Genomic DNA, 22,799 nt, shown 5'->3' on the forward strand with positions numbered 1-22,799 from the left:
TGGAAACGCCGTACTCCGGCGCGGCCGGCTACTTGAGGTAGACGAGGCCGTCCGTGGTAATGGTGGGACGGCCGCTGGTGCCGACCACCACGATCTTCACAGTGTGCTTGGCGCTGCTGGACCAGGTCTTCGTCCAGATCGCCTGCCGGTACAGGGTGCTCGACGACTTCAGGTCCACGGTGGAGACCTTCGTGCCGTCTACGTAGACGTAGACCTGACCGGAGGTGGAGGCGCGCGAGACCACCCACGCGGCGGAGCGGCCGGTGAAGGTCCAGCTGAGGGTCGCGCCCTTCGAACCGCTGGAGTACGACTTGCCGCCGAGGTAGCTGGTGGACGAGCGGGTGGTCCAGCTGCCGGACTTCGTCGCGGAGCTCTCCTGCAGGATCATCGGGGTGTACGCCGGGGACGACGTGCGGTAGTTGCCGGCGTAGTCGTAGGCACGCATCGACCAGGTGGTGGCGGTACCGGACTTGGCGGTGGTGCTCGAGCTGGTGACCGTCGGGCCGTAGGTGCCCGTGGTCGGGGCCAGCAGCTTCACGTACCGCAGGGCCTTGTCGTCGGTGGCCTTCCAGCCGAGCGTGACCGGGACGCCGGTGGTGTTGACGGTGCCGCCGCGCAGGGAGAGCTTCGGGGCGGTGGTGAACGTCGGCGCCGTCGTCTCGGCCACGACGCTCAGCGCGCTGCTGGTCGCGGTCTTGCCGGACTGGTGTACGGCCCGCACGGCGACGGTGTGGCTGCCCAGGGCCAGGGTGGCCGCGGCGGAAGTCGCCGTGCCGGAGGTGGTGGCGACGGTCTTGCCGTCGACCAGCAGCTGGTAGCTCTTGATGAGCGAGGACGGCGTGGTGGCCGTCCAGTGCACGGTGACGGCGCCCTTGGTGTAGTACGTCGAGCCCGAGAGGGCCGCGCCGTCGACCGAGGTGGCCTTCAGGCCCTGCACCGGGCCGGCCGCCCAGGTCCGGACGGTCGGCAGCTGGGCGTAGAGGGAGTTACCGGGGCACTGGGTGTTGTAGCCGTCGCGGTGGCCGGAGATCCGGTTGAAGGTGTACGAGCTGCCCGCGGTGAAGCTCTTGGCGGAGTAGTTCGTCTGGGTGGCGCCCGCCTTGAGGCTCACGGTCGAGCTGGGATCGGCGCCGTACTGGCCGAGCTTCCAGGCCGCGATACGGGCGACCGAGGCCAGCGCGGCGTTGGAGGCGCCGGTGGTGGTGTAGTCACCGAGCACCGCGATGCCCGTGGACTCCCGGTTCCAGCCGTACGTGTGGGCGCCGAGCACCGGCTGGTCGACACCGCCCTTGCGGCCCTCGAAGATCGTGCCGCACTTGTCGACGAGGAAGTTGTAGCCGATGTCGTTCCAGCCGTTGCCCGGCGGGTTGGCGGTGGTGGCGGCCGTGTGGAACACGTAGATGCCCCGCACGATCGCCGCCGACTGGTCGCACGTGTAGGCGGCCCCGTCCGTGTGGTGGACGAACACGGCCTTCACATCGGCGTTGTACTCCGACGGGTCGGGGCTGCGCGACTCGTCGGCGCCCCAGCCGGCACGCGAGACGATCGGCGGTTCCGGCACCGTCGAGGGCCGCGCCGGCGGCGTGGTCGGTGCGGTGGGCGTGGTGGCCGACGGGCTCGCAGGCGTAGTCGCCGGAGCCGAAGGCGTTTCCGAGGTCGATGCCGGGGCCGAGACGGTTGCGGAGTCGCTCGGAGACGCCGGCGCACTGTCCGTCGGCCCGGCGCCGGTGCTGTCGCTCGGGGAGACGGAGTCGGTGGGCGGCGCGCTCGTCTCGTCGACGGTCCCCGCCACGTACGCGGCCGGCTCGGCCTTCGTCTCGGCCTCCGTCACCACCCCGGGGTCGACGAGGTTGACCGTGAGCCCCTTGGGCAGACCGGAGCTGGTGGTGCCGTTCTTGCGCACGACCTGCACCTGGACGCCGTCGGAGGGGCCGACCCACAGCGGCTCGGACGCGCCGCGTGCGGTGGCCTGTTCCTTCGGGTCCTCCAGCGGGTCGGTGTTCACCTCGAGGTTCTGCCAGGCGCTCCACTCGCCGGTCTTCACGCTGCGGGTGCGCACCTGAGCCGTACCGTGGAGCTGCTTCGTGGCACCGGTCCAGGTGACACCGAGCAGCGAGAACTGCTTGGTGCCCGTCTGCGGCAGCTCCGCCTTGCCCGCCCCGTCGCCCTTCAGCGTCAGGCCGAAAACACTCGGCGATCGCTTGGCCTGGCCTTCGGCGTGACCGCCGGACGGGCTGGCGACGGCATAGGTCACCAGTCCCCCACCACCCAGGACCACCGCACCGAGCGTCAGCCACACCCGCCGCTTCAGACTTAGCGGTCTGTACGCATGCGAAGTACGACGACTCACGTCGTATCCACCCCCAGAGGCCCACCAAGGCCCATAGAAAAAGGTCACATGAGGCACACCAGCCACACAGGCAGCCCATCTCTCAAGCGCATGCCGACCGACGAACGTCACGGGAGGACAGGCCACGGTGACGTAGATCACTACGAATGCTGCGGGTGCCGGCCGGCGCCCATGGCTGTGCGTGTTGCGCGGGCGAACTGGAGCAAGCAGCAAACCCGCACTTCCCGGGGCGCCTTGGGCCCCATGGCGGGCATGGTGGACGCGCCGCGGCCCGACCGTCCTTCCTGGCCGTCGGCGTGCTGCTGCTCCCGGCCCTGACGCCGGTCATGGCCTCGGCGGCTGCCGCCGGCCGTTACGGCGCCAGTACCTCGCCGAGCCGGGCGCCGGCGGGGGTGCCCAGTGCGGTGCCGCGGAGCGAGACGGTCTGCGCAAGACCGAAGCCGGTGCTGGTGATGGGCGTGTAGAGAAGGAGGCCGTCACCGGCGTCTTCACCCTCGGCTCCGAAGACGAGCCCCGCGTGACCCGATCCGGACAGGTCGGTGAGGGAGACGGAGGAGCCGAAGTGGTCGTCCTTCTCGATCGAGTCCAGGATGCCGGGGGTGTCCTGGTTGAGCGTGAAGGAGCCGCTCGTCGTCAGGCCGGAGGCGGAGCCCTGGAACAGGGTGGCCTGACCCGCGTCGGTGCGCTTGACGCCGTCACTGGTGAGGTCTTCCCCGGGAGCGCCGACGAGGGCGTCCGCGTAGCCGTCGGCGTTGTAGTCGCCGGTCGAGACGGAGGCGCCGAAGGCGTCGCCGGGCCGGTCGGTGCTGGCGACGCCGACGCCGTCCTGATGGATGACCTTCGTGCCGGAGCCTGCGAGGCCGGCGGCCGTGCCGGGGACCACGGTGATCTGACCACCGGTCCTGCCGCCGGACTCGGACGCGTAGGGCTGGCCGATGACGAGGTCGTCATAGCCGTTGCCGCTGAAGTCGCCCGCGGCGACGGAACGGCCGCCCCGGACCGCGAGGATCCCTGCCCTGGTCAGACCGCTCGCGGACCCGGCGAACCACACCACACGTCCGGTGCCCCGGGTGTCACGGTAGTTGAGGGCGACGTCCGCGAAGCCGTCCCGGTTGAAGTCGCCCGATGTGGCGTCCAGTTGGGCGACCGGACCCGTGGAACCGGTGAGCGTGCCGGAGGTGGTGACGCCGGCGGCCGGCCGGACGTTCCGGGTACTTCCGCCGGTCAGCCGGACGTTCCAGGTACCGCCGTTGCCGGTGCCGGCCGCGAACACGTCCGCCGTGCCGTCGCCGTTGAAGTCGCCGGCGGTCACCGCGGAACCGAGCCTCGCTCCGGCCGCCGGAACACCCGAAGTGGTGTACGAGAAACCGGAGTCCAGGCCGGGCCCGTACAGGACGGTGACCAGACCGCGGTCGGCACGGCCGCTGATGTCGTCCTTGCCGGGAGCGCCCACGACGAGGTCGGCGCAGCCGTCGCCGTTGACATCGCCCCATGCGGTCGCGGCCCCGAAGTGGTCGCCCGGCTCGGAGGAGCCGGGGCCGCCAGGGCTGTTCTGGCTGAGTGTCAGCCGTGCCTCGGCCAAGGGGCCGTGAGGGCTGCCCGGAACCACGGTCACGCTGCCGGCGCCACCCGATGCCTTCGGTGTACCGGCGGCGAGGTCGCTGATGCCGTCGCCGTTGTAGTCAGAGCCGGCCCTGGCGTGCTTCGGCGCGTGCTTGTTCCGGGCCGGCAGCGCGGCGCTGTAGCGGCCCGTGCCCTGCTGCGGCAACCACGTGCACCTCGCGGCCGCACCCCGGTCTGCCGGTCGTACTGTGCCCACGGCCGACTCGCGTCCGTGCCCCGGCGGCTGCGCCGGCTGAGGGTCGAGGGCGTGGGTGACGATCCCCGCCGCGCTCAGTACGACGACTCCCGCGGTCAGCCACGCCCGCCGTCCCAGGCTCAGTGGCATGTACGCACGGGTCGTACGGCAACTCAAATCTCCCACCCCTACAAGAACTGATAATCGCCTCGCCCGTCACGGTCCCGACACTCCCCAAGCGCAACGGCCTCGCCGGGCGTCACCCGTGCACGGCCGGACCGGGCCCCGGCAGAGAACGCGCGGCCGGCCTCCGAGGAAACGGTCCGGGGGGCGCACCCAGAGCGCACAGTGGTGCAACGGCAGAGCGAATACCGCGCTGGAGCACCTGCTTTGGGCCCGCGCGCTCCGATGCTGTGACATTTCTGTGCTGTGCGACGCTGATGATCTTGTAGAGCTGGGCAGGGCCCGTGGCGGCACCATGTGGGTCCACGCCCGCGTGGTCGAGGAACGGTGCGGACGGGGACGGGTTTTGGGCCAGCGAGGCGAGTCCCGGAGCGACGGTGCACGGGACGCGGAGTTGGGTGCCGCGGTCATGCGGGCCCAGGACGGTGATGAGGCCGCCTTCGCGGTCGTGTACCGGATCGTGCAGCCCGGGCTGCTGGGCTATCTGCGCGGGCTCGTCGCGGACGACGCCGAGGACGTGGCGTCCGAAGCCTGGCTGGAGATCGCCCGCGATCTGGGCCGGTTCAAGGGCGACGGGGCCGGCTTCCGCGGCTGGAGCGCGACCATTGCCCGCCACCGGGCGATGGACCATCTGCGCCGCCGCCGCAGCCGCCCCGTACCTGCCGCGCTCGACCTCGATCTCCTGGAGTTGCGCGGACCGGACACCACGGACGACCAGGCCCTGGAGGTCCTTTCGACCTGGCGCGCACTGGAACTGGTGCGCGGCCTGCCCCGCGATCAGGCCGAGGCGGTGCTGCTGCGCGTCGTCATCGGCCTCGACGGTCCGGCCGCCGCGCGCGTCCTGGGCAAGCGTCCCGGTGCGGTTCGCACCGCCGCCTACCGCGGTCTGAAACGCCTCGCCCGCCAACTCGGCGCTACGGATGTGACAGAGAAGGGGGCTCATACGCTGGGGCAGTCGAAATGAGCAACGACCGCGCCAAACGCGTAAGAAAAAAGAGCAACGATCACGCAAGGACGGACACAGGCATGAGCGACCGACACAGCGACGGCGGAGCGTTCGCCCGCCGAAGCCCCGGCGCGAACGGCCCAGTGCCCGACGCGGACAGCGCAATCACGTCCACAGGGCTGGAGTCGGCGCTCGGCAGCGCACTGCGCGTCCATACCTTCAGCCGTCCGGCCGAGGAGCAGGCCATCGCCGCTTTCCGTGCCGCTCGCGACGCAGGCGTTCACGCGGGATTGCGGACGCGGCGGCGGGACGACTGGCGGCCCCGGCACACCTCGGTGCGACGCTCGGTGAAGACCACCTTGGCCGTGTTTCTTGCGAGCCTCACCCTGGCCGGGGCGGCGATGGCGGCGATCGGCTCCCCCGGATCGTCCGGGAAGCCGCACAACGACGGCCCCGGACACAGAAATCCGTCAGCCACCGTGGCACAGGCCCCGCCCGCGACCACATCCTCCAAGCCCGGCACCGCCCTGTCCAAGAGCCGCCCGCCGACGGCCAAGGACATCGAAGCCCACTGCCGTGCGTACCCGTCGGTGAAGGGGCGGGGCAACGCGCTGAGCTCGTCGGCCTGGCAGCGGTTCCTCGCAGCCGCCGGCGGCGCGGACAACGTCGCCGCCTACTGCGCCGACAGGTTGTCCGGGACCGAGGCGGGCGGCACGGGGAAGGCGAGCGGACAGCCGAACAGCAAGGCAGCCGACAAGAAGCCCGGACATCAGTCGCGCAAGGACGCGGGACGGCGGTAGCCACCCGGCTGACCTGCCGTGCGGCCCTGTACACGGCGCATGAGTGACGTCTTGGCGCTCCCGTGCGCTATAGACACTGGACCCGCCGGTCCCGGGCACTGCGCGCCTCCCCCCTTGTGCGCCAGTGCTCACGCGCCGGTGCGGGCAGATGTCACCCTCCGACGTCCGCCTGCGCCGGCGCGACCCCACGGGGGCGGCCTGTCGTCGACCTTCCGGCACGGGTAGCGTGAGCCTGCCGCGACGCAGATCGTGACGAAACCAGAAAAGCGCGTCGCAGTCGGTCAGTGTTGTCGGATTTCTGGTGGGGGTACGAGTGCTGCTGGCGGAGCGCTACCAGCTGGAGGAACTACTGGGACGCGGCGCGATGGGTGAGGTGTGGCGAGCCGCCGACCAGGTTCTCCATCGCACCGTCGCGGTGAAGTTCCTGCACGGTGACGACGCCACCGACTTCGAGCGGTTCCGCATGGAGGCGCAGACAGCGGGCCGCCTCAATCACCCCAACGTCGTGGGGGTGTACGACTTCGGCTCCCACCACGGTCAGCCCTACCTGGTCATGGAATACGTCGACGGCTGGAACCTGTCCCAGGAACGCTCCCTGCGCGGAGCGCTGCCCGCGCCCGAGGCCGCCGGTATCGCCGCCCAGATGGCCGCCGGGCTGGCCGCCGCCCACCGGCAGGGAGTGATCCACCGGGACATCAAGCCGGCCAACGTCATGCTCACCAACGACCGCACCGCGAAACTCACCGACTTCGGGATCGCCCGCTTCACCGACGACGCGGCCAGCACCCTGACCGCCACCGGAAAAATCATCGGCAGCGCCGCCTACCTCGCCCCCGAGCGCGCCCTGGGCCACCCCGCACAGCCCGCTTCCGACGTCTACTCACTGGGCTGCGTGCTGTACGAACTCCTCACCGGCCGACCGCCGTTCAGCGGTGCCACCTCGCTTGCCGTGGTGCAGCAGCACGTCGACGCCCAGCCGCCGCCCGTCACGCACCTGCGCCCCGACATACCGCAGCCGCTCGCCGACTGCCTCACACACCTGCTCGCCAAGAACCCGGAACACCGCCCCTCTGCCGACCAGGCAGCCGCCTGGCTCCACACCCAGACGCCCGCCCCGGCAGAGCCGGAACACCCGGGACCGGCCCCCCTCGCGGCCGCCCTGCCATCCCCTCCGGAACAGACCGCGCCGGAGCATGCCACCCGCGTACAGCCTCGCGGCCGCCGCAGGGTGCCGTCGAAAGCGGTACTGGGCGCCGTGGGGGTCGCCCTCTTCGCAGGAGCTGTCGCACTCGGCGCCTCCTGGAACGAGGACTCCGGCCCCAACACCCCCACCCAGCCGGTGTCCACGACGTCGGCGCCGTCTCTCGACGAGACACCCACGGCGCAGCCCTCCCCCATCACGCCGTCCACCACGGCTGCACCGCAGGACGACAACGACGACCAGGGCGGGCACCACGGGAGGAAACACAAGGGCAAGGGATCGGACGACTGACCCGACGCCGAACCCGCACGATCCCGCCGGGTACATGGTCAGGTCGTATACGACTTGTGACGGAGACACGTGCCGGACCACACACAAATGGTGACCTCGCAACGATGCACCGGCACCCGTGACACCTGATGCTGACGGTGCGCTGGAGAAAGTGACCCCGGGCGGGGTCGCCGCCTGCTCTCCGGGGGGAGGTACGTGGGCGGCTCATACAGGGGCAGACCCGTTTACCCCCCGTGGCGGGTCTGCCTCTGTCATGTTGTGGTCCGGCGCGCGATCGCCGGACCGCTCAGCCTTGCAGTAGCGCTATGACCTGGCGTTGTTCCGTCGCCGCCGTTGCGGGCGGCCTTGGAAAGCGTGGCGGATTCTGCGCTGTCAAGACGAGGCGGTCGTGAAGCCAGGTTCGAGGGGTCATACCCACTCCCTTCGACCCCCTCCCCCAGCGCCGCCGGCGCCTCTACGATCCGGCGCATGATCAAGCTGACCTGGGCCCTCGTGGCCGACCGCATGGACGAGTGGACCGGTGAAGACATCACGGAGGGCGCGGCCGTGCTCGAGGCGAAGGTGGGTGCAGTCGTCGACGCAAGCGGGATGCAGGAGCAAGCCATACGGCACTGGCGTACGGACTTCCTCTCGCCCGTCGTCGAGTCACTGCGTACGGAGGGAGCGGCCGCACTCGCGCGGGGCGAGTCCTGGAGCAAGGCGGCCGGGCCCTTCCTGGCGTGCGCGTCGCCCGTCGCCTGACCTGGGCCCATCCGGCCGAACTCGACCCAGGGTCTGTGCCCCTGCGGCCTTGTGCTGCCTTGCAAGGAGGCGGTCAGGGGGCGAACGGCTCCGCCGGCAGCACAACCCGATCTCTCTCGACGTCAAACCCCCGTACGTGACGACTGCCGTCGACGCCCTCGGCATCCATCAGCACCGCCTGCGGCGGTCCGGACGAAGCGTGCCCACGCCCTGAGTAACGTCGAGACGAGGGTTCAAGAACTGCTCCTCAGCTTGATCTTTAACCTGCACGGTTCTTGTGTTCCGCGATGCTGAGATCGCGTTTCACGGTTTTACCGACGTCGTGGTTGGGTGCCCGGCGGCGGTTCTTCGAGCCGGTCGGGCGTCCGGGGCCGGGCCGGGAAGGTTTGGGTGCGGCCGCCGGACGGGCCGTCTTCGCTCGGAGGTTCCGAAACCCCCGCCGCACCCGCGCGGGCGTGAGCCGCCCCGGCTCGGCGGGCTTCTCCCAGGGGCGGCGAAGATCCTCGGCGAGTGGGCGGGCGAGCCGGAGCTGCGTGTGGGCGATGATGACCAGCCAGGTCCAGCGGTCCGCCGTATCGGGCTCACGGACCTTCGGACGGGTCCAGCCGAGCGTCTGCTTGATCATCCTGAAGGTGTGTTCAAGATCGAACCTTCGCAGGAAGGCCTGCCAGAACACATCGACCAGTCCAGCGCTCGCACCGGTGACCGACGACCACAGCCAGACCGGCTTGGGGTCACGGTCACCGGGCAGGTACTCGACCCTGAGGCGGATCAACGTGCCATGCAGAACGGGGAGTTCGCCCTCGTGGTCCAGCCAGGGCCCGCGGTGGGTGAGCCGGGGATGCATCCGGTCCCATGCCATCGCCTCGGCTTTCCCATAGCGGGTGGTGTCGGTGACGGTCGCCACCTCCGGCTCGTGCCAGGTGTCGGACTTGGCCAGGGTGAAGGTTCCGCCGTGCTTGCGGGGCCGGCCCCCCTTGGGGCTGTAACGGTGCGGTGGTGCGGGTCGAAGCAGCACCCGGTCGGAGCGGAGACGGCCCACCAGCTCGACCGGCAGGTCCGTGAGGACGAAAGCGAGGCGGGTGACGTCGTAGCCGGCGTCCATCACAATCAGGATGTCCGGGTCACCGTCGCTCCAGTGCCCTGCAGCGATGATCCGGTCGACAACTTCGCGGAGCTGGGCGGCGGTCACCGCAGTGGCGTCGTCGGCCGGGCCCAGCCGCACCGCGTCCAGCAGCGCGGTCCAGGATGTGCGTCCGGTCTCCAAGGCAGCGACGAAAGAGTAGGGCCAGCCCGGGATGAACTGCGAGTTGCTCTTGGCCCGCCCGTAGACATGACAGAACAGCCGCTCCGCGCTGGTCGGCGCATCGGGCCGCAGCCACGGCGAGACATCGACCGCCAGCACGATCCTCCCATCGGCCGCCCTGGGTAGCGGCAGGGACGCCAACGACCGGCGCAGACGTTCCACCTGGAGGCGCCCGCAGTTCAGCGCGTCGTACATCGCGCCGTGTCCCCGCTGGTGCTCCGCCACCAGCGTCAGGTCGACCAGCGAGGTGACCGGGCCGTCGGCACACAGAACCGCATCCGTCAGCTCGAACAGTGCATCCGCTCGCCGGGACAGGCAGGCATGGAAGTCCTCACGGAAGCAGGACAACACGGACAGCGACTCGACGCGGGCGGCGTCATCCAGAACACTCATCACAGCGGCCGTTTCTTGGTGCTTCGTTGCTCGACACTCCGAAGCCTCAAGGACGGCCGCGCTCTCTGTCCGGCGAATCAAGAACCCCGACAAGAAACGATCTTGCCGAGGTTAAAGATCAAGCTCAGCTGTCGAAGTCGACGGTCAGGCTGTCGGAGACAGGGAAGGTCTGGCAGGTCAGCACATATCCGGCGTCGACCTCGGCGGGTTCCAGTGCGTAGTTGCGCCGCATGTCCGCCTCGCCCTCGGTGACCCGAGCGCGGCAGGTGCCGCAGACGCCACCCTTGCAGGCGAAGGGCAGGTCGGGGCGTACGCGGGAGGCCGAGTCGAGAAGGGAGGTCTCGCGGGAGAGTGCGGAGGTGGTGGAGCGGCCGTCCAGGACGACGGTGACCTGGCTGACCGGTCCGTCGGCCCGGGGCTCCTCGTGGCGTACGGTGACGGGCTCCTCGCCCGCGAAGAAGAGTTCCTGGTGGACCCGGTCACCGGGCACTCCCAGCTCGGCGAGCACCTTCTGGGCGTCCAGGACCATGCCGTGGGGGCCGCACAGCCACCAGTGGTCGGCTTCGGAGACGTCGACCAGTCCGTCGATGAGCGCGGCCAGCCGATCGGCGTCGAGACGGCCACTCAGCAGTTCGGCCTCCCGCGGTTCGCGGGACAGGACGTGCGCGAGCTGGAACCGGGCGGGGTAGAGATCCTTCAGGTCGGCCAGTTCGTCGGCGAACATCACCGAGTCGGTGCGCCGGTTGCCGTAGAAGAGGGTGACGCGGGACCGGTCGTCCGCGGCAAGGACGGACTCGGCGATGGAGAGCATAGGTGTGACGCCCGAGCCGGCCGCGATGAGCACATGGTGTCCGGGCGTGGACAGATCAGGGGTGAAGGCGCCGGTCGGAGCCATCACCTCGATGGTGTCGCCCGGCCTCACCTCGTTCACCAGCCAGGACGAGAACAGTCCACCGGGCACCACCCGCACTCCGATGCGGGGCCGGGCGCCCGCCGGGGAGCAGATCGAGTACGAGCGCCGCTCGTCCCGCCCGTCGACTTCGCGCCGCAGCGTGAGCGACTGGCCGGGTGCGAAGGCGAACTCCTCGGCCAGCTCGGCGGGGATGTCGAGACTCACCGCGGCGGCGTCGTCGCACAGCCGCTGCACTCCCGCCACTTTCACGGCGTGGAAGGCCGGGCGGCGGCGCGCCCGCCGCATCGGGGAGGGGGCGGCGTTCGGAGCCAACAAGTCCTCCATCAGATCTCCTTGACGTACTCGAACGGTTCCTGGCAGGCGAGGCAGCGCCACAGCGCCTTGCAGGAGGTGGCGCCGAAGCGGGAGGTCTCCTGCGTGTCGGTGGCGCCGCAGCGCGGGCAGGGCACCGCCCGGCGGGTGGTGGACAGGCTCAGCGGCACGGGACCCGGCGACAGGCGCGGTGCGGGGCCGGGGGGCGCGATGCCGTGTTCGGCGAGCTTGCGGCGCCCCTCCGCGGTGATCCAGTCGGTGGTCCACGGGGGGTCGAGGACCGTGCGGACCTCCACACGCTCATAGCCGGCGTCCTTCAGCCGCGCCGCCACGCCGGCCCGCATCTCGGCCATGGCCGGGCAGCCGGAGTAGGTCGGCGTGAGTGCGGCGACGACCGTGCCGTCGTCAGCCACCGTCACGCCCCGCAGCACGCCGAGGTCGGCGAGGGTGAGCATGGGCAGTTCGGGGTCGGGCACCTGTTCGGCGATGCGCCGGGCGTCCGTGAGCACGGTCACCATGTCGCCTCCGGGTGGGCGCGGGCCACGCTCTGCAGCTCGGTCAGCAGCGGGGCAAGGTGTTCGGTGTGATCGCCTGCGCGGCCGGAGCCGGCCGTCTGCGGCGCTACATCCGGCAGGGGCAGCCCTGCTGCTTCCGTGACCTGCCGCAGCACGGCGAGGACCTCGGTCCGCGCGTCGTGGGCTTCGAACAACTCCCCCAGGTGAGCGGCCACGGCGTCGAGGCCGGCACGCATCCTGCGATGGGACTCCTCGGTGCCGTCACCGAGCCGGACGACCCACTCCGCCGCGTACTGCCGGTGGTAGGTCAGTTCTTTCACACCCTTGGCCGCGATGGCGGCGAGTACCGGGTCGGCCGAGGCGGCGAGCCGCTCGAAGTGGGCCAGGCGCCAGCTGGCGAGCACCAGCAGCCGGGCGATGCTGAACGCGAAGTCGCCGTTGGGCAGTTCTGCCAGGCGCACGTTGCGGAAGTCGTCCGCGTCACGGAAGTAGGCGTAGGCGTCCTCGCCGCGTCCCGTGCCGTCGACCTGACCGCAGCGGGCGTAGAGGAGGCGGGCCTGGCCGAGCAGGTCGAGCCCGATGTTCGCCAGTGCCACCTCCTCCTCCAGCTCGGGTGCGCGGGTGGTCCACTCGGCGAGGCGCTGGGCACTGACCAGGGCGTCGTCGGCCAACGCCAGGCACAGCTCGGTGAGTTCGGCCCGGTCGACCTCGTCCGGCACATCGGAGCTCACGCCGTGCAGCGGATCCTCGAAGCCGGTGCCGTAGGCCCAGCGGGCGTCGTCCTCGTGTCCCTCGGCGAGGGCCATGTAGACGTGGTCGTCGCTCATGCCCTGCTCCTAGATGTGGGGGACGTCGTCGGGGATGTCGTAGAAGGTCGGGTGCCGATAGACCTTGTCGGCGCTGGGCGCGAAGAACGGATCCTTCTCGTCGCGGGTGGAGGCCGCGATGTGCTCGCTGCGCACCACCCAGATGCTGACGCCCTCGTTGCGGCGTGTGTACAGGTCGCGCGCGTGCGTGAGCGCCATCGCATCGTCGGCCGCGTGCAGCGAGCCGACATGGACATGGTTGAGTCCGCGCTTGCCGCGTACGAACACCTCGTACAAAGGCCAACCCTGCTTGTCGGAGGTCATGCCGTGACTCCCTTCCTGGCGCCGGCTGCCTGCTTGGCCGCGTGTACGGTCGCCGCTTCGCGCACCCAGGCGCCTTCTTCGTGAGCGATCCGCCGCCGCTCCACCCGCTCGGCGTTGCACGGTCCGTCGCCCGTGATGACGCGCTTCAACTCGTCCCAGTCCGGGGTGCCGAAGTCGTGATGGCCACGCGCCTCGTTCCAGCGCAGCTCAGGGTCGGGCAGAGTCACGCCGAGCTTCTCGGCCTGCGGGACGGTCATGTCGACGAACCGCTGGCGCAGCTCGTCGTTGCTGTGCCGCTTGATCTTCCAGGCCATCGACTGCGCGGAGTTCGGAGAGTTCTCGTCCGGCGGGCCGAACATCATCAGCGACGGCCACCACCAGCGGTTGACCGCGTCCTGCACCATCTCCCGCTGGGCCTCGGTGCCGCGCATCATCGTCATCAGCAGCTCGTAGCCCTGCCGCTGGTGGAACGACTCCTCCTTGCAGATCCGCACCATCGCCCGCGCGTACGGCCCGTACGAGGAGCGGCACAGCGGCACCTGGTTGCAGATCGCCGCCCCGTCTACGAACCAGCCGATCACCCCGACGTCGGCAAAGCTCAGCGTCGGGTAGTTGAAGATCGACGAGTACTTCTGGCGCCCCTCGATCAGTCGCTCGGTGAGGTCCGCACGGTCGGCGCCGAGCGTCTCGGCCGCCGAGTACAGGTACAGTCCGTGCCCGGCCTCGTCCTGCACCTTGGCGAACAGGATCGCCTTGCGTCGCAGTGACGGCGCGCGCGTGATCCACTCGCCCTCCGGCTGCATGCCGATGATTTCCGAGTGCGCGTGCTGCGCCACCTGCCGGATCAGCGTCTTCCGGTAGCCGTCGGGCATCCAGTCACGCGGCTCGATCCGCTGGTCCCGCGCGATCGTCGACTCGAAGTGCTCCTGCAGTGCGGGGGGAGCTTCAGGTGCGGCCGCCGAGCCGGCCTGCTGTGCAGTCATCCGTACCACCAATCCCAACCGACCGTTCGTTCGGTAAATGATATGACAAGGTTCCTGGGGTCCGGCAAGTGCCGGAGTGCGGTCAGTTCACTGCCATGCGTAGAACCCCTGTCCGCTCTTGCGGCCGAGTTCTCCCCGGGCAACCTTCTCGCGCAGCAGCCGCGGCGGGGCGAACCGGTCACCCAGCGTGGCGTGCAGGTGTTCCGCGATGGCCAGGCGCACGTCCAGGCCGACCAGGTCGGTCAGGCGGAGGGGACCCATCGGGTGCCGGTAGCCGAGTCGCATCGCGTCGTCGATGGCCTCGGGTTCCGCCACGCCCTCCTCGACCATGCGGATGGCCTCCAGTCCCAGGGCGACGCCGAGGCGGCTGCTGGCAAAGCCGGGCGAGTCCTTGACGACGACGTCCTTCTTGCCGAGGCAGCGCGTCCACTGCAGGGCCGCCTCGACCGTGGCGTCGTCCGTGCCCGGCGCCACCACGATCTCGACGAGCTCCGAGGCAGGCACCGGGTTGAAGAAGTGCATGCCCAGGAAGCGGCTGGGCCGGCTGAGGACGGCGGCCAGCTCGGTGACGGACAGGGAGCTGGTGTTACTGGCGAGGACCGTAGTCGTGCTCACCGCCTGCTCGGCGGCGGCGAGGACCCGGGCCTTGAGCGCGGAGTCCTCGGGGACGGCCTCCACGACCAGGTCGGCTTCGGCGGGCAGCGCGTCCACCGACTGCACGGTGGACACCCGGGCGAGAACCTCGTCCACGGGTTCGGTGAGCCGGTCGCGTTCCGCGGCCCGCTTCAGTCCCGTGGCCACCCGGTCCAAGGCGGCCGCCGCGGCCTCGGCGCCGTTCTCGACCACGGTGACGGTCGACCCGGCGGTCGCGTAGGACTGGGCGATGCCAGCGCCCATGCGGCCGCCGCCGATCACTCCGACGACAGCCGGTGCGGGTGCGGTGGTGGTCATGCTCGGCTCCTCTTCTCCAGGAAGCGGGTCATACGGTCCTTCTTGTCCTCGCCCTCGAACAGCACGGCCTGTGCCAGGTCGTCGGCCACCGGGTGGGCGCCGGGCGAGTCCACGACGAGCTTGGTCAGGCGCAGGGCCGTGGCCGAGGACCGGGCCATGCGGTCGAGCAGCGCATGCGCCTCGTCCAGGAGCCTCTCGGCCGGTACGACGTCGATGACGAGTCCGGCCGCCAGGGCCGCCTGCGCGTCGAGGTTGCGTCCGGCGAGCAGTACCTGCTTGGCGACCGACTCGCCGACGAGCTCGGGCAGCCGCCAGCAGGCTCCCGCCGCGGCGAGGATGCCGAGCCCCGGCTCGGGGTTGCCGAACACGGCGTCGGGTCCGGCGATGCGCAGGTCGCAGGCGTAGGCCAGCTCGGCGCCACCGCCCAGGGCCCACCCGTCAACCGCGGCGACGGTGGGCATGGGCAGCCGGCGCACCCGCTCGAACAGGCGGCTGTTGATGCCCTGCAGTGCCTCGTCCCGGCCGCGCCTCAGCAGTTCGGCGATGTCGGCGCCGCCCGCGAAGACCCGGCCGTGGCCGGTGAGCAGCAGCAGCTTCGGCCGACGCTCCAGCTCGTCGCAGACGTCGTGCAGTTCGGCGATCATCCGCCCGCTGATGGCGTTGCGGGCCTCGGGCCGGTGCAGCGTGACGACGACCCGGTCGTCGCGCTCCTCAACCAGGAGGGTCTCGTGGGTCATGGCGCTCACACCCGCTCCACCAGCATCGCGACGCCCTGGCCGACGCCGACGCACAGAGTCGCCAGGCCCCTGCGGGCGTCCTCCCGCTCCAGCCGCCCCAGCAGGGTCAGCAGGATGCGGGCGCCGGAGCAGCCCAGAGGATGGCCCAGGGCGATGGCCCCTCCGTCGGCGTTGACCTTGTCCTCGTCCAGCTTCAGGCGGCGCATCACGGCGAGGGCCTGGGCGGCGAACGCCTCGTTCAGCTCGACGGCGCCGAGGTCCGCGGTCTGCCAGCCCGCCTGGGCAAGGGCCTTCTGGGTGGCGGGGACCGGTCCGAGGCCCATGATCTGGGGCTGGACACCGGCCGAGGCGGAGGAGACGATCCGCGCCCGCGGGGTGAGCCCGTACCGCTCCACGGCGGCGGCGCTCGCCACGACGAGGGCGGCCGCGCCGTCGGACAGCGGCGAGGAGGAACCGGCGGTGACGATGCCGTCCTCGCGGAAGATGGCGCGGAGCGTGCCGAGCTTCTCCATCGTGGTCGAGGGACGGGGGCCCTCGTCCCGGGTGACCTCCCCGTCCTTCACAGGGACGGGGACGATCTCGCGGTCGAAGCGGCCCGCCTCCTGGGCGGCGACGGCACGCTGGTGGCTGCGCAGCGCGAAGGCGTCGGAGTCGGCGCGGGTGATGCCGTCGAGCGCGGCGACCTCTTCGGCGGTCTCGCCCATCGACAGGGTGAGCTTCACCGTCTCGGGTCCGGCGCCGGCGGGCACGGCCCGGTCGGCGGCCTTGAAGCGGGGGTTGGTGAACCGCCAGCCCAGCGACGTGTCGTGCACCTCGCCCGGCTTGGCCCAGGGGGTTCCCGGCTTCTGCATCACCCATGGGGCGCGCGTCATGGACTCCGTGCCGCCGGCCACGACCAGGTCGGCCTCGCCGGCGCGGATCGCCTGGGCGGCCGAGGCGACGGCGGTCAGGCCCGAGGCGCACAGCCGGTTGACGGTGTAGCCGGGCACGGTGTGCGGCAGCCCGGCCAGCAGGACCGCCATGCGGGCCACGTCCCGGTTGTCCTCGCCGGCCTGGTTGGCCGCGCCGAGGATGACCTCGTCCACGGCCTCGGACGGGATGCCGGAGCGGCGCACGGCCTCACCGACCACGAGGGCGGCCAGGTCGTCGGGGCGTACGGAGGCCAGGGCGCCGCCGTAGCGGCCCTGCGGGGTGCGCGCTCCGTCGATCAGGTAGACCTCTTCGGGCATCAGGCGGACTCCTCGGCGGCGTGGACGGGGCGGCGGGACTGCAGGACGGCGAAGCGGCCGGTGACGAAGGCCGCGTCGGACAGGGTGGCGCTGGCCGCGGGGTTGGCGGCGCTGCCGTGGAAGTCGCTGAAGGCGGAGGACTGGTTGACGAAGACCTGCCCGGTGAGGTTCTCGGAGAGGTGGACACCGGCGTCCAGGGCGGCTTCCTCGGCGGCGGCCAGCACCTCCTCGTCGGAGGAGTGGACGGCGGCGGTCAGCGCCCCGTGCGCGCGTACCGTCTCGCGGAGCAGCTCCAGGCTGTGCCGGGTGGAGTCGGTGCCGATCACGAAGGACACCGGCCCGAACCACTCCCGGGTGTAGACCTCCCGGTCGGCCTCCGCGTCCAGCCGCGCCACGAGCGGCGTCCGCACGTCGGCTTCCGCGTACTCCGGGTGTGCGACGGACGTCGACGCGCGCACCGTACGGCCGGCGCCGGCGGCTTCCTTCAGCCGGGCCCGCACGCCGTCGTTGACGATCGCGCCCAGCGTGCCGGCCGCACGGGCCGGGTCGCCGAGCAGCTTGTCCAGGGCGGCGGCGAGGTCGGCGGCGAACTCGTCGGCCGTCCGCGGGCCCTGGTCGGTGGCGATTCCCTCGCGCGGGATCAGCAGGTTCTGCGGGGTGGTGCACATCTGCCCGCTGTACAGCGAGAGCGAGAAGGCGAGGTTGCCGAGCAGACCGCGGTAATCGTCGGTCGAGTCCAGCACGACGGTGTTGAGGCCGGCCTTCTCGGTGTAGACGGCGGCCTGGCGTGCGTTGGTCTCCAGCCAGTCGCCGAACTCGGTGGAACCGGTGAAGTCGACGATCCGCACGTCCGGGTCCAGGGCGAGCGTGGCGGCGTCCCGGCCACCGGGCGCCTCGGTGACCAGCAGGACGAGGTCGGGGCTGAAGCCCGCCTCGGCCAGCACCTCACGGGCGATGCGGACGGTGATCGCCAACGGCAGCACGGCACCGGGGTGCGGCTTGACCACGACCGGGTTGCCGGTGACAAGCGAGGCGAACAGGCCCGGATAACCGTTCCAGGTCGGGAAGGTGTTGCAGGCGACGAGCAGGGAGACACCGCGGCCGACGGGGCTGAACTTCTTGTCCAGCACCAGGGCGCCGCCCTTGCGCTGCGGCTTGTTCCAGCGGGCGGCGGCCGGGTGCTTCTTCTGCGCCGCCCACGCGTAGGCGACGGCCTCCAGCCCGCGGTCCTGGGCGTGCGGGCCACCCGCCTGGAAGGCCATGACGAAGGCCTGGCCCGTGGTGTGCTGCACGGCGTGGGCGATCTCGAAGCTCGCCGCGTTCAGCCGGGCGAGGATCTCCGCGGCGACCCCGGCGCGCGTGTCCGGGCCCGCCCCGCGCCAGGCTGCCGTGGCGCCCTTGGCGGCGGCCACGGCCGCGGCCGGCGAGAGACGGGGGTAGCTGATGCCCAGCGGGAAGCCGTAAGGGGAGTGCTCCTCGGGCGCCACGCGCCCCTCGCCCGGATGCCCGGGCAGGTCGAAGGGCCTGCCGATCTGCTCCCGGAAGACCGCCTCACCGAGCTGGGCAGCATCCTCGCCGTACATCGACTTGCTGGGCGACTCCGGATGGGGCGTCCAGTGCTCCCGACTCTCCGTCGCCGCCACCGCCTGCTCCAGCAGGGTGCGATGGCGTGCGAAGAAGTCGGGCACCTCGGTGACTGCGTGCTGCATGTGACTCATCCCCTTGACAGGCACTGGCATGGCTTGAATTACTTGGCCCCGCCGCACGCTAACCGAATGTTCGGTCGGGACACAAGGTGGTGTATACCGTGACAAGAGCAACGTCCGCGACCTCAGGGCCGGCAGCGCGCATGTTCGCCGCCGACCGGGCCTCCGGGCTCCTCGGTATCGAGCTGTTGGAGCAGGGCGAAGGGACTGCCGTCCTCCGCATGACCGTGACCTCCTCGATGGTCAACGGTCACGGGATCGCTCACGGCGGATATCTGTTCCTCTTCGCCGACACCGCCTTCGCCTGCGCCTGCAACAGCCATGGCCCGGTCACGGTCGCCGCCGGAGCGGATGTCACGTTCGTGGCACCCGCCCGCGAGGGGGACGTGCTGACCGCCACCGCACGGGAGATCACCCGTTTCGGTCGCAGCGGCATCTACGACGTGAGCGTCGTACGAGGCGAGACGGTGATCGCGGAGTTCCGCGGCCGCAGCCGCAGCATCCGGAGCACCGAGGACTAGGAAGCCCGCAATGATCAACGAACCGACCGTACCTGCGACTGTCCGGGCCCGCCGCGGTGAGCCCCTTCCGGCGCACCTGCTGGACGACGCCGAGCGGATGCCGCGCGAGGAGGTGGAGGCGCTCCAGCTGCGCCGCCTGCGTCGGACGCTGCGGCATGCGTACGAGAACGTCGAGCTGTATCGCAAGAAGTTCGACCAGGCCGGCGTCACGCCCGAGGACTGCCGGACGCTGAAGGATCTGGGCCGCTTCCCCTTCACGACCAAGGCCGACCTGCGGGACACGTACCCCTTCGGCATGTTCGCGGTCCCCATGTCCGAGGTGCGGCGCGTCCACGCCTCCAGCGGCACGACCGGTCGCCCCACGGTGGTCGGTTACACCGAGAAGGACCTTTCGACCTGGGCGGACGTGGTCGCCCGCTCGATTCGCGCCGCCGGCGGCCGTCCCGGGCACAAGGTCCACATCTCCTACGGGTACGGCCTGTTCACCGGCGGCCTCGGCGCCCACTACGGCGCCGAACGCGCCGGATGCACCGTGATCCCCGCCTCCGGCGGCATGACGGCCCGCCAGGTGCAGATCATCCAGGACTTCAAGCCCGAGATCATCATGGTCACGCCCTCCTACATGCTGACCCTCCTCGACGAGTTCGAGCGCCAGGGCGTGGACCCGCGCACCACCTCCCTGAAGGTGGGCGTCTTCGGTGCCGAGCCGTGGACGGAGGAGATGCGCCGCGAGATCGAGGAGCGCCTGGACATCCATGCCGTCGACATCTACGGCCTCTCCGAGCTGATGGGCCCCGGTGTGGCTCAGGAGTGCGTCGAGACCAAGGACGGCCTGCATGTGTGGGAGGACCACTTCCTCCCCGAGATCGTCGACCCGATCACGGACGACGTCCTCGCCGACGGCGAGAGCGGTGAACTCGTCTTCACGTCGCTCACCAAGGAGGCGCTCCCGGTCATCCGCTACCGCACCCGGGACCTGACCCGGCTGCTGCCCGGCACCGCCCGTCCCGGCTTCCGTCGTATCGAGAAGATCACGGGCCGCTGCGACGACATGATCATCCTGCGCGGGGTCAACGTCTTCCCGACCCAGATCGAGGAAGTGGTTCTGCGCACACCCGGCGTCGCCCCGCACTTCCAGCTCCAGCTGAGCACACGGGGACGGATGGACCACATGACCGTCCGTGTGGAGGCCGGGCCCGGCGCGGGACCGGAGCAGCGCGAGACGGCTGCCCGCGCGATCGCCAAGGGCGTGAAGGACGGCGTCGGCGTGACGGTGGACGTGGTGATCGTGGAGCCGGAGACCCTGGAGCGCTCCCTCGGCAAGCTCCGGCGGATCAAGGACGAGCGTGGGGCGTGATCAGTCTCCCTGCGACAATGACCGGGTGAGCAACACGCCCATCGCACGGCGCGCGGAGCGACCCGCCTATGACCGTGCCTCCCTCCTGGAGGTCGCGGTCGCGGTCTTCAACGAGCGCGGCTACGACGGCACCAGCATGGAGGACCTGGCCCGGCGGCTCGGACTGAGCAAGTCCAGCATCTACCACCACGTCGCCGGCAAGGAGGAGCTGCTGTCCCTCGCCGCCACCCGTGCTCTGGACGCGCTGTTCGCCGTACTGGACGAAAGCCCGGCACCGGACGCTTCGGCAACCGACCGGTTGCGGCACGTCGTGCGGCGCAGCGTCGAGGTACTCGCGGCCGAGCTGCCGTACGTCACCCTGCTCCTGCGGATCCATGGCAACAGCGACACCGAGCAGCGGGCCCTCGAGCGGCGGCGCGAGTTCGACCACCGGGTCGCCGGCCTGGTCATACGCGCCGCAGCCGAGGGAGGCGTACGCGACGACATCGATCCCCACCTGGCAAGTCGCCTGCTGTTCGGCACCGTGAATTCCCTCATCGAGTGGTACAGACCCGACGGAGACCTCCCGGTCACGACCCTGGCCGACTCCCTCACGACCGTACTGTTCGACGGTCTGCGCCATGAGGGGGCCATCGGCGCCGACCCAGGACGCCGCTCGGGGTAGCCGCCGGACTGAGGACTCAGACACCTGAGGTGACGGCGTGCCAGATCACCCAGGACCCATCCGGCACCGTACCGAAAGCGGGGCCGGACCCGAGACGGGTCGGCCCCGCCTGAACTGCGAAGTGCGCCGGATCAGCGATCGCGCGCCGGGTCACCCGCTGGACGCTGAAGCGGAACTCCACCACGTGCTTCTCCACGATGTCTTCGGCCTGATCGCACTCACCAACTCCGCGCCTCGCCTGCGATCCGCCGCTCACAGCGGCCAAGCGGTCAGCAGATCGCCGGGGCCGTAGGCGGCATCGAGTCCCGGACAGTCGACTCCGCTGCGCGAGACCGCCACGACGGGAACAGGTTCGCCGGTGAGGGCGGCCCGGTGTCGATGGAGAGCTGCCAGGTCATGCCGGTCGAAGGGCGATTGCTCCAGCCACTTGATGGAGCCGACGAAGAGCAGCTCCTTGGCGATGGGGGCGCGGTCCGCCCCGACGATGTCGATCTCGACGTCGTTGGTGCGGGTCCAGTAGCCGCCCACTGCGGGCGCCGCGGGGAGCCGGTCGTCGGGCAGTTTCCGGGCGAGCGCCTCGCGGACGAGCGGCTCGATCGCCCGGCCGCGCCAGCTGGTCCACTTCTCCCGGATCCGCGCCAAGGTCAGATCGCCCCGCCCCCGTTCGATCTCCTCCATGGACGGGCCGAGCAGGTGCAGCCAAAAACGCAGGTAGGGATCTGTCACCCGGTAGCGGCGATCCTTCGACGTACGCAGCGATACGGGCAGCTCCGCAGCGACGATCCGCTTGTCCGTGAGCAGCTCCAGCGCTCGCTGCAGCGGCGTGGCCCCGATCCCGCCGGCCGCACGGGCGATATTGGTGAAGGTCCGCTCGCCACTGCCGATGGCCGCCAGCACCGTACGCGCCTGAGCCTGCGGGGGGAATTCGGCAGCCAACGACCGCTCGGCCGACACCAGCAGAGCCGAGACCGGGTCATTCAGGGCCTCGCCGAGGAAGCCCCACAGCCCCGCGCCGTGCGGCCACTCCGCGCAGATCAGCGGCAGCCCGCCGGTGACGAGCGCGGCATCGAAGGCTTCCGCCGGTTCCAGCCCGAGCATCCTCCCCACCTCGGAGGGGTTCAGCGGCCCGAGCACCATCTCCCGGCCGCGCTGGTGGAACGGTCGCCCGTAGCTGTTCAGAGCCTCCATCATCGACAGATCGGAGCCGATGAGGACCAGCAGCACTGGCTTGGTCTCCAGCACCCGGTCCCAGGCCCGCTGCAGCATCCCCTCAAAGGCGCCATCGGGATCCATCAGGTACGGCACCTCGTCGATGACCAGCACGCTCGCCCGGTCGCCGGGCAGCGCCGCGGCCAGCACATCGAACGCGGCATCCCAACTCTCCGGCCGCGCGGCGGCCACCAGCCGCGCCAGCGGCAGCGTCGATGCCTGGGCGTCTCGGGCCAGCCGTGCCAGATCATCCCCAGGGGACGCACCAGTCGCCGTGTAGAACAAGAACGGGGCTCCGGAGCGCTCCGCAAACCGCTCGACCAGTCGCGACTTGCCCACCCGGCGCCGCCCGCGCAACATCACGCACCGACCGGGCCGCTCCCCGCCGGCCCCTACCGCCACCTTCTGCAGCTCTCGCCCCAACGTCGCCAGCTCCTGCCGGCGACCTACAAAATCCACCAACGTCCGCCGACCTCCACGTGAGACTAACGCCTATGTTAGTAACGCGAATGTTAGCAACGTACTCGCTTAGCGTCTCGCTGATCGTCGCTCACAGTCACGAC

Annotated in this window: 20 protein-coding genes; 7 read left to right on the plus strand and 13 right to left on the minus strand. The window is 70.7% G+C overall.

Annotated elements, in window-relative coordinates; genetic code table 11:
• Nucleotides 1-28: 28 nt before the first annotated feature.
• On the minus strand, nt 29-2,299 hold the full coding sequence (locus ACQEXA_RS21975; protein ID WP_433130786.1) for a peptidoglycan recognition protein family protein: 2,271 nt from the start codon (nt 2,297-2,299) through the stop codon (nt 29-31).
• Between the two features lie 403 nt (nt 2,300-2,702).
• Nucleotides 2,703-4,298 carry an FG-GAP-like repeat-containing protein gene (locus tag ACQEXA_RS21980; protein WP_432932054.1) on the minus strand — a complete coding sequence of 532 codons (1,596 nt, stop codon included), beginning with the start codon at nt 4,296-4,298 and terminating at the stop codon, nt 2,703-2,705.
• 379 nt (nt 4,299-4,677) lie between these two features.
• On the opposite strand from ACQEXA_RS21980, the gene ACQEXA_RS21985 reads away from it, so the two are divergent.
• The 4 genes from ACQEXA_RS21985 (at nt 4,678) to ACQEXA_RS22000 (ending at nt 8,310) form a co-directional block, all read left to right on the plus strand.
• Nucleotides 4,678-5,295, plus strand: coding sequence for an RNA polymerase sigma factor (locus ACQEXA_RS21985; RefSeq protein WP_432939522.1), 618 nt, complete (start codon nt 4,678-4,680; stop codon nt 5,293-5,295).
• 62 nt (nt 5,296-5,357) lie between these two features.
• Complete coding sequence (locus tag ACQEXA_RS21990; RefSeq protein ID WP_432932052.1) at nt 5,358-6,077, plus strand: hypothetical protein; 720 nt, start codon at nt 5,358-5,360, stop codon at nt 6,075-6,077.
• A gap of 301 nt (nt 6,078-6,378) precedes the next feature.
• Complete coding sequence (locus tag ACQEXA_RS21995; protein WP_432932050.1) at nt 6,379-7,569, plus strand: protein kinase domain-containing protein; 1,191 nt, start codon at nt 6,379-6,381, stop codon at nt 7,567-7,569.
• A gap of 468 nt (nt 7,570-8,037) precedes the next feature.
• On the plus strand, nt 8,038-8,310 hold the full coding sequence (locus tag ACQEXA_RS22000; protein WP_432932048.1) for a hypothetical protein: 273 nt from the start codon (nt 8,038-8,040) through the stop codon (nt 8,308-8,310).
• 259 nt (nt 8,311-8,569) lie between these two features.
• Here the strand turns inward: ACQEXA_RS22000 and ACQEXA_RS22005 are convergent, their stop codons facing one another.
• From ACQEXA_RS22005 to paaN, 10 genes are all read right to left on the minus strand, one after another.
• A complete protein-coding gene (locus ACQEXA_RS22005; RefSeq protein WP_432920289.1) occupies nt 8,570-10,009 on the minus strand; it encodes an NF041680 family putative transposase in 1,440 nt (479 codons plus the stop codon).
• Between the two features lie 124 nt (nt 10,010-10,133).
• Nucleotides 10,134-11,246: a 1,2-phenylacetyl-CoA epoxidase subunit PaaE gene (gene paaE, locus ACQEXA_RS22010; RefSeq protein WP_432932046.1), complete on the minus strand. Its 1,113-nt coding sequence runs from the start codon at nt 11,244-11,246 to the stop codon at nt 10,134-10,136.
• Entirely contained in the window at nt 11,246-11,752 is a 507-nt protein-coding gene (gene paaD, locus ACQEXA_RS22015; RefSeq protein WP_432932044.1) for a 1,2-phenylacetyl-CoA epoxidase subunit PaaD, read from the minus strand. Before paaD ends, paaE begins: the two co-directional genes overlap by 1 nt.
• Nucleotides 11,746-12,576 carry a 1,2-phenylacetyl-CoA epoxidase subunit PaaC gene (gene paaC, locus ACQEXA_RS22020; RefSeq protein ID WP_432932042.1) on the minus strand — a complete coding sequence of 277 codons (831 nt, stop codon included), beginning with the start codon at nt 12,574-12,576 and terminating at the stop codon, nt 11,746-11,748. Before paaC ends, paaD begins: the two co-directional genes overlap by 7 nt.
• A 9-nt stretch (nt 12,577-12,585) precedes the next feature.
• Nucleotides 12,586-12,879, minus strand: a complete 294-nt coding sequence (paaB, locus tag ACQEXA_RS22025; protein WP_100044009.1) for a 1,2-phenylacetyl-CoA epoxidase subunit PaaB — start codon at nt 12,877-12,879, stop codon at nt 12,586-12,588.
• Nucleotides 12,876-13,862 carry a 1,2-phenylacetyl-CoA epoxidase subunit PaaA gene (gene paaA, locus ACQEXA_RS22030; RefSeq protein WP_432932039.1) on the minus strand — a complete coding sequence of 329 codons (987 nt, stop codon included), beginning with the start codon at nt 13,860-13,862 and terminating at the stop codon, nt 12,876-12,878. Before paaA ends, paaB begins: the two co-directional genes overlap by 4 nt.
• A gap of 87 nt (nt 13,863-13,949) precedes the next feature.
• Nucleotides 13,950-14,813, minus strand: coding sequence for a 3-hydroxyacyl-CoA dehydrogenase family protein (locus ACQEXA_RS22035; RefSeq protein WP_432932037.1), 864 nt, complete (start codon nt 14,811-14,813; stop codon nt 13,950-13,952).
• Nucleotides 14,810-15,550 (minus strand): enoyl-CoA hydratase/isomerase family protein, encoded by a 741-nt coding sequence (locus ACQEXA_RS22040; RefSeq protein ID WP_432939520.1) that lies wholly within the window; start codon nt 15,548-15,550, stop codon nt 14,810-14,812. The genes ACQEXA_RS22035 and ACQEXA_RS22040 overlap by 4 nt, the downstream gene beginning before the upstream one ends.
• A gap of 5 nt (nt 15,551-15,555) precedes the next feature.
• Entirely contained in the window at nt 15,556-16,779 is a 1,224-nt protein-coding gene (locus ACQEXA_RS22045) for a thiolase family protein (protein WP_432932035.1), read from the minus strand.
• Nucleotides 16,779-18,488, minus strand: coding sequence for a phenylacetic acid degradation protein PaaN (gene paaN / locus ACQEXA_RS22050; protein WP_432932033.1), 1,710 nt, complete (start codon nt 18,486-18,488; stop codon nt 16,779-16,781). Before paaN ends, ACQEXA_RS22045 begins: the two co-directional genes overlap by 1 nt.
• A 140-nt stretch (nt 18,489-18,628) precedes the next feature.
• Here paaN and paaI point away from each other — a divergent pair, with 140 nt between their 5' ends.
• From paaI to ACQEXA_RS22065, 3 genes are read left to right on the plus strand one after another with little or no spacing between them, the layout of a single operon-like run.
• Nucleotides 18,629-19,006 (plus strand): hydroxyphenylacetyl-CoA thioesterase PaaI, encoded by a 378-nt coding sequence (gene paaI / locus ACQEXA_RS22055; protein WP_432939518.1) that lies wholly within the window; start codon nt 18,629-18,631, stop codon nt 19,004-19,006.
• 10 nt (nt 19,007-19,016) lie between these two features.
• Nucleotides 19,017-20,363 carry a phenylacetate--CoA ligase PaaK gene (gene paaK / locus ACQEXA_RS22060; RefSeq protein WP_360995884.1) on the plus strand — a complete coding sequence of 449 codons (1,347 nt, stop codon included), beginning with the start codon at nt 19,017-19,019 and terminating at the stop codon, nt 20,361-20,363.
• A 25-nt stretch (nt 20,364-20,388) separates the two neighbouring features.
• Nucleotides 20,389-21,027 (plus strand): TetR/AcrR family transcriptional regulator, encoded by a 639-nt coding sequence (locus ACQEXA_RS22065; RefSeq protein WP_432932031.1) that lies wholly within the window; start codon nt 20,389-20,391, stop codon nt 21,025-21,027.
• A gap of 252 nt (nt 21,028-21,279) precedes the next feature.
• Here the strand turns inward: ACQEXA_RS22065 and ACQEXA_RS22070 are convergent, their stop codons facing one another.
• The gene (locus tag ACQEXA_RS22070) at nt 21,280-22,698 is read right to left on the minus strand and encodes an ATP-binding protein (protein WP_433130788.1); all 1,419 of its coding nucleotides are present in this window, start codon (nt 22,696-22,698) and stop codon (nt 21,280-21,282) included.
• Nucleotides 22,699-22,799 lie beyond the last annotated feature (101 nt).

The organism is Streptomyces sp. CA-106110, assembly GCF_050936285.1.
Classification (GTDB): domain Bacteria; phylum Actinomycetota; class Actinomycetes; order Streptomycetales; family Streptomycetaceae; genus Streptomyces.

Excerpts from the sequence above, each read along its gene's own strand:
- ACQEXA_RS21980 (WP_432932054.1), bottom strand. The coding sequence starts at position 4,298 with ATGCCACTGAGCCTGGGACGGCGGGCGTGGCTGACCGCGGGAGTCGTC.
- ACQEXA_RS21990 (WP_432932052.1), top strand. The coding sequence starts at position 5,358 with ATGAGCGACCGACACAGCGACGGCGGAGCGTTCGCCCGCCGAAGCCCC.
- ACQEXA_RS22000 (WP_432932048.1), top strand. The coding sequence starts at position 8,038 with ATGATCAAGCTGACCTGGGCCCTCGTGGCCGACCGCATGGACGAGTGG.
- ACQEXA_RS22005 (WP_432920289.1), bottom strand. The coding sequence starts at position 10,009 with ATGAGTGTTCTGGATGACGCCGCCCGCGTCGAGTCGCTGTCCGTGTTG.
- paaE (WP_432932046.1), bottom strand. The coding sequence starts at position 11,246 with ATGGAGGACTTGTTGGCTCCGAACGCCGCCCCCTCCCCGATGCGGCGG.
- paaD (WP_432932044.1), bottom strand. The coding sequence starts at position 11,752 with ATGGTGACCGTGCTCACGGACGCCCGGCGCATCGCCGAACAGGTGCCC.
- paaC (WP_432932042.1), bottom strand. The coding sequence starts at position 12,576 with ATGAGCGACGACCACGTCTACATGGCCCTCGCCGAGGGACACGAGGAC.
- paaB (WP_100044009.1), bottom strand. The coding sequence starts at position 12,879 with ATGACCTCCGACAAGCAGGGTTGGCCTTTGTACGAGGTGTTCGTACGC.
- paaA (WP_432932039.1), bottom strand. The coding sequence starts at position 13,862 with ATGACTGCACAGCAGGCCGGCTCGGCGGCCGCACCTGAAGCTCCCCCC.
- ACQEXA_RS22035 (WP_432932037.1), bottom strand. The coding sequence starts at position 14,813 with ATGACCACCACCGCACCCGCACCGGCTGTCGTCGGAGTGATCGGCGGC.
- ACQEXA_RS22040 (WP_432939520.1), bottom strand. The coding sequence starts at position 15,550 with ATGACCCACGAGACCCTCCTGGTTGAGGAGCGCGACGACCGGGTCGTC.
- ACQEXA_RS22045 (WP_432932035.1), bottom strand. The coding sequence starts at position 16,779 with ATGCCCGAAGAGGTCTACCTGATCGACGGAGCGCGCACCCCGCAGGGC.
- paaN (WP_432932033.1), bottom strand. The coding sequence starts at position 18,488 with ATGCAGCACGCAGTCACCGAGGTGCCCGACTTCTTCGCACGCCATCGC.
- paaI (WP_432939518.1), top strand. The coding sequence starts at position 18,629 with ATGTTCGCCGCCGACCGGGCCTCCGGGCTCCTCGGTATCGAGCTGTTG.
- paaK (WP_360995884.1), top strand. The coding sequence starts at position 19,017 with ATGATCAACGAACCGACCGTACCTGCGACTGTCCGGGCCCGCCGCGGT.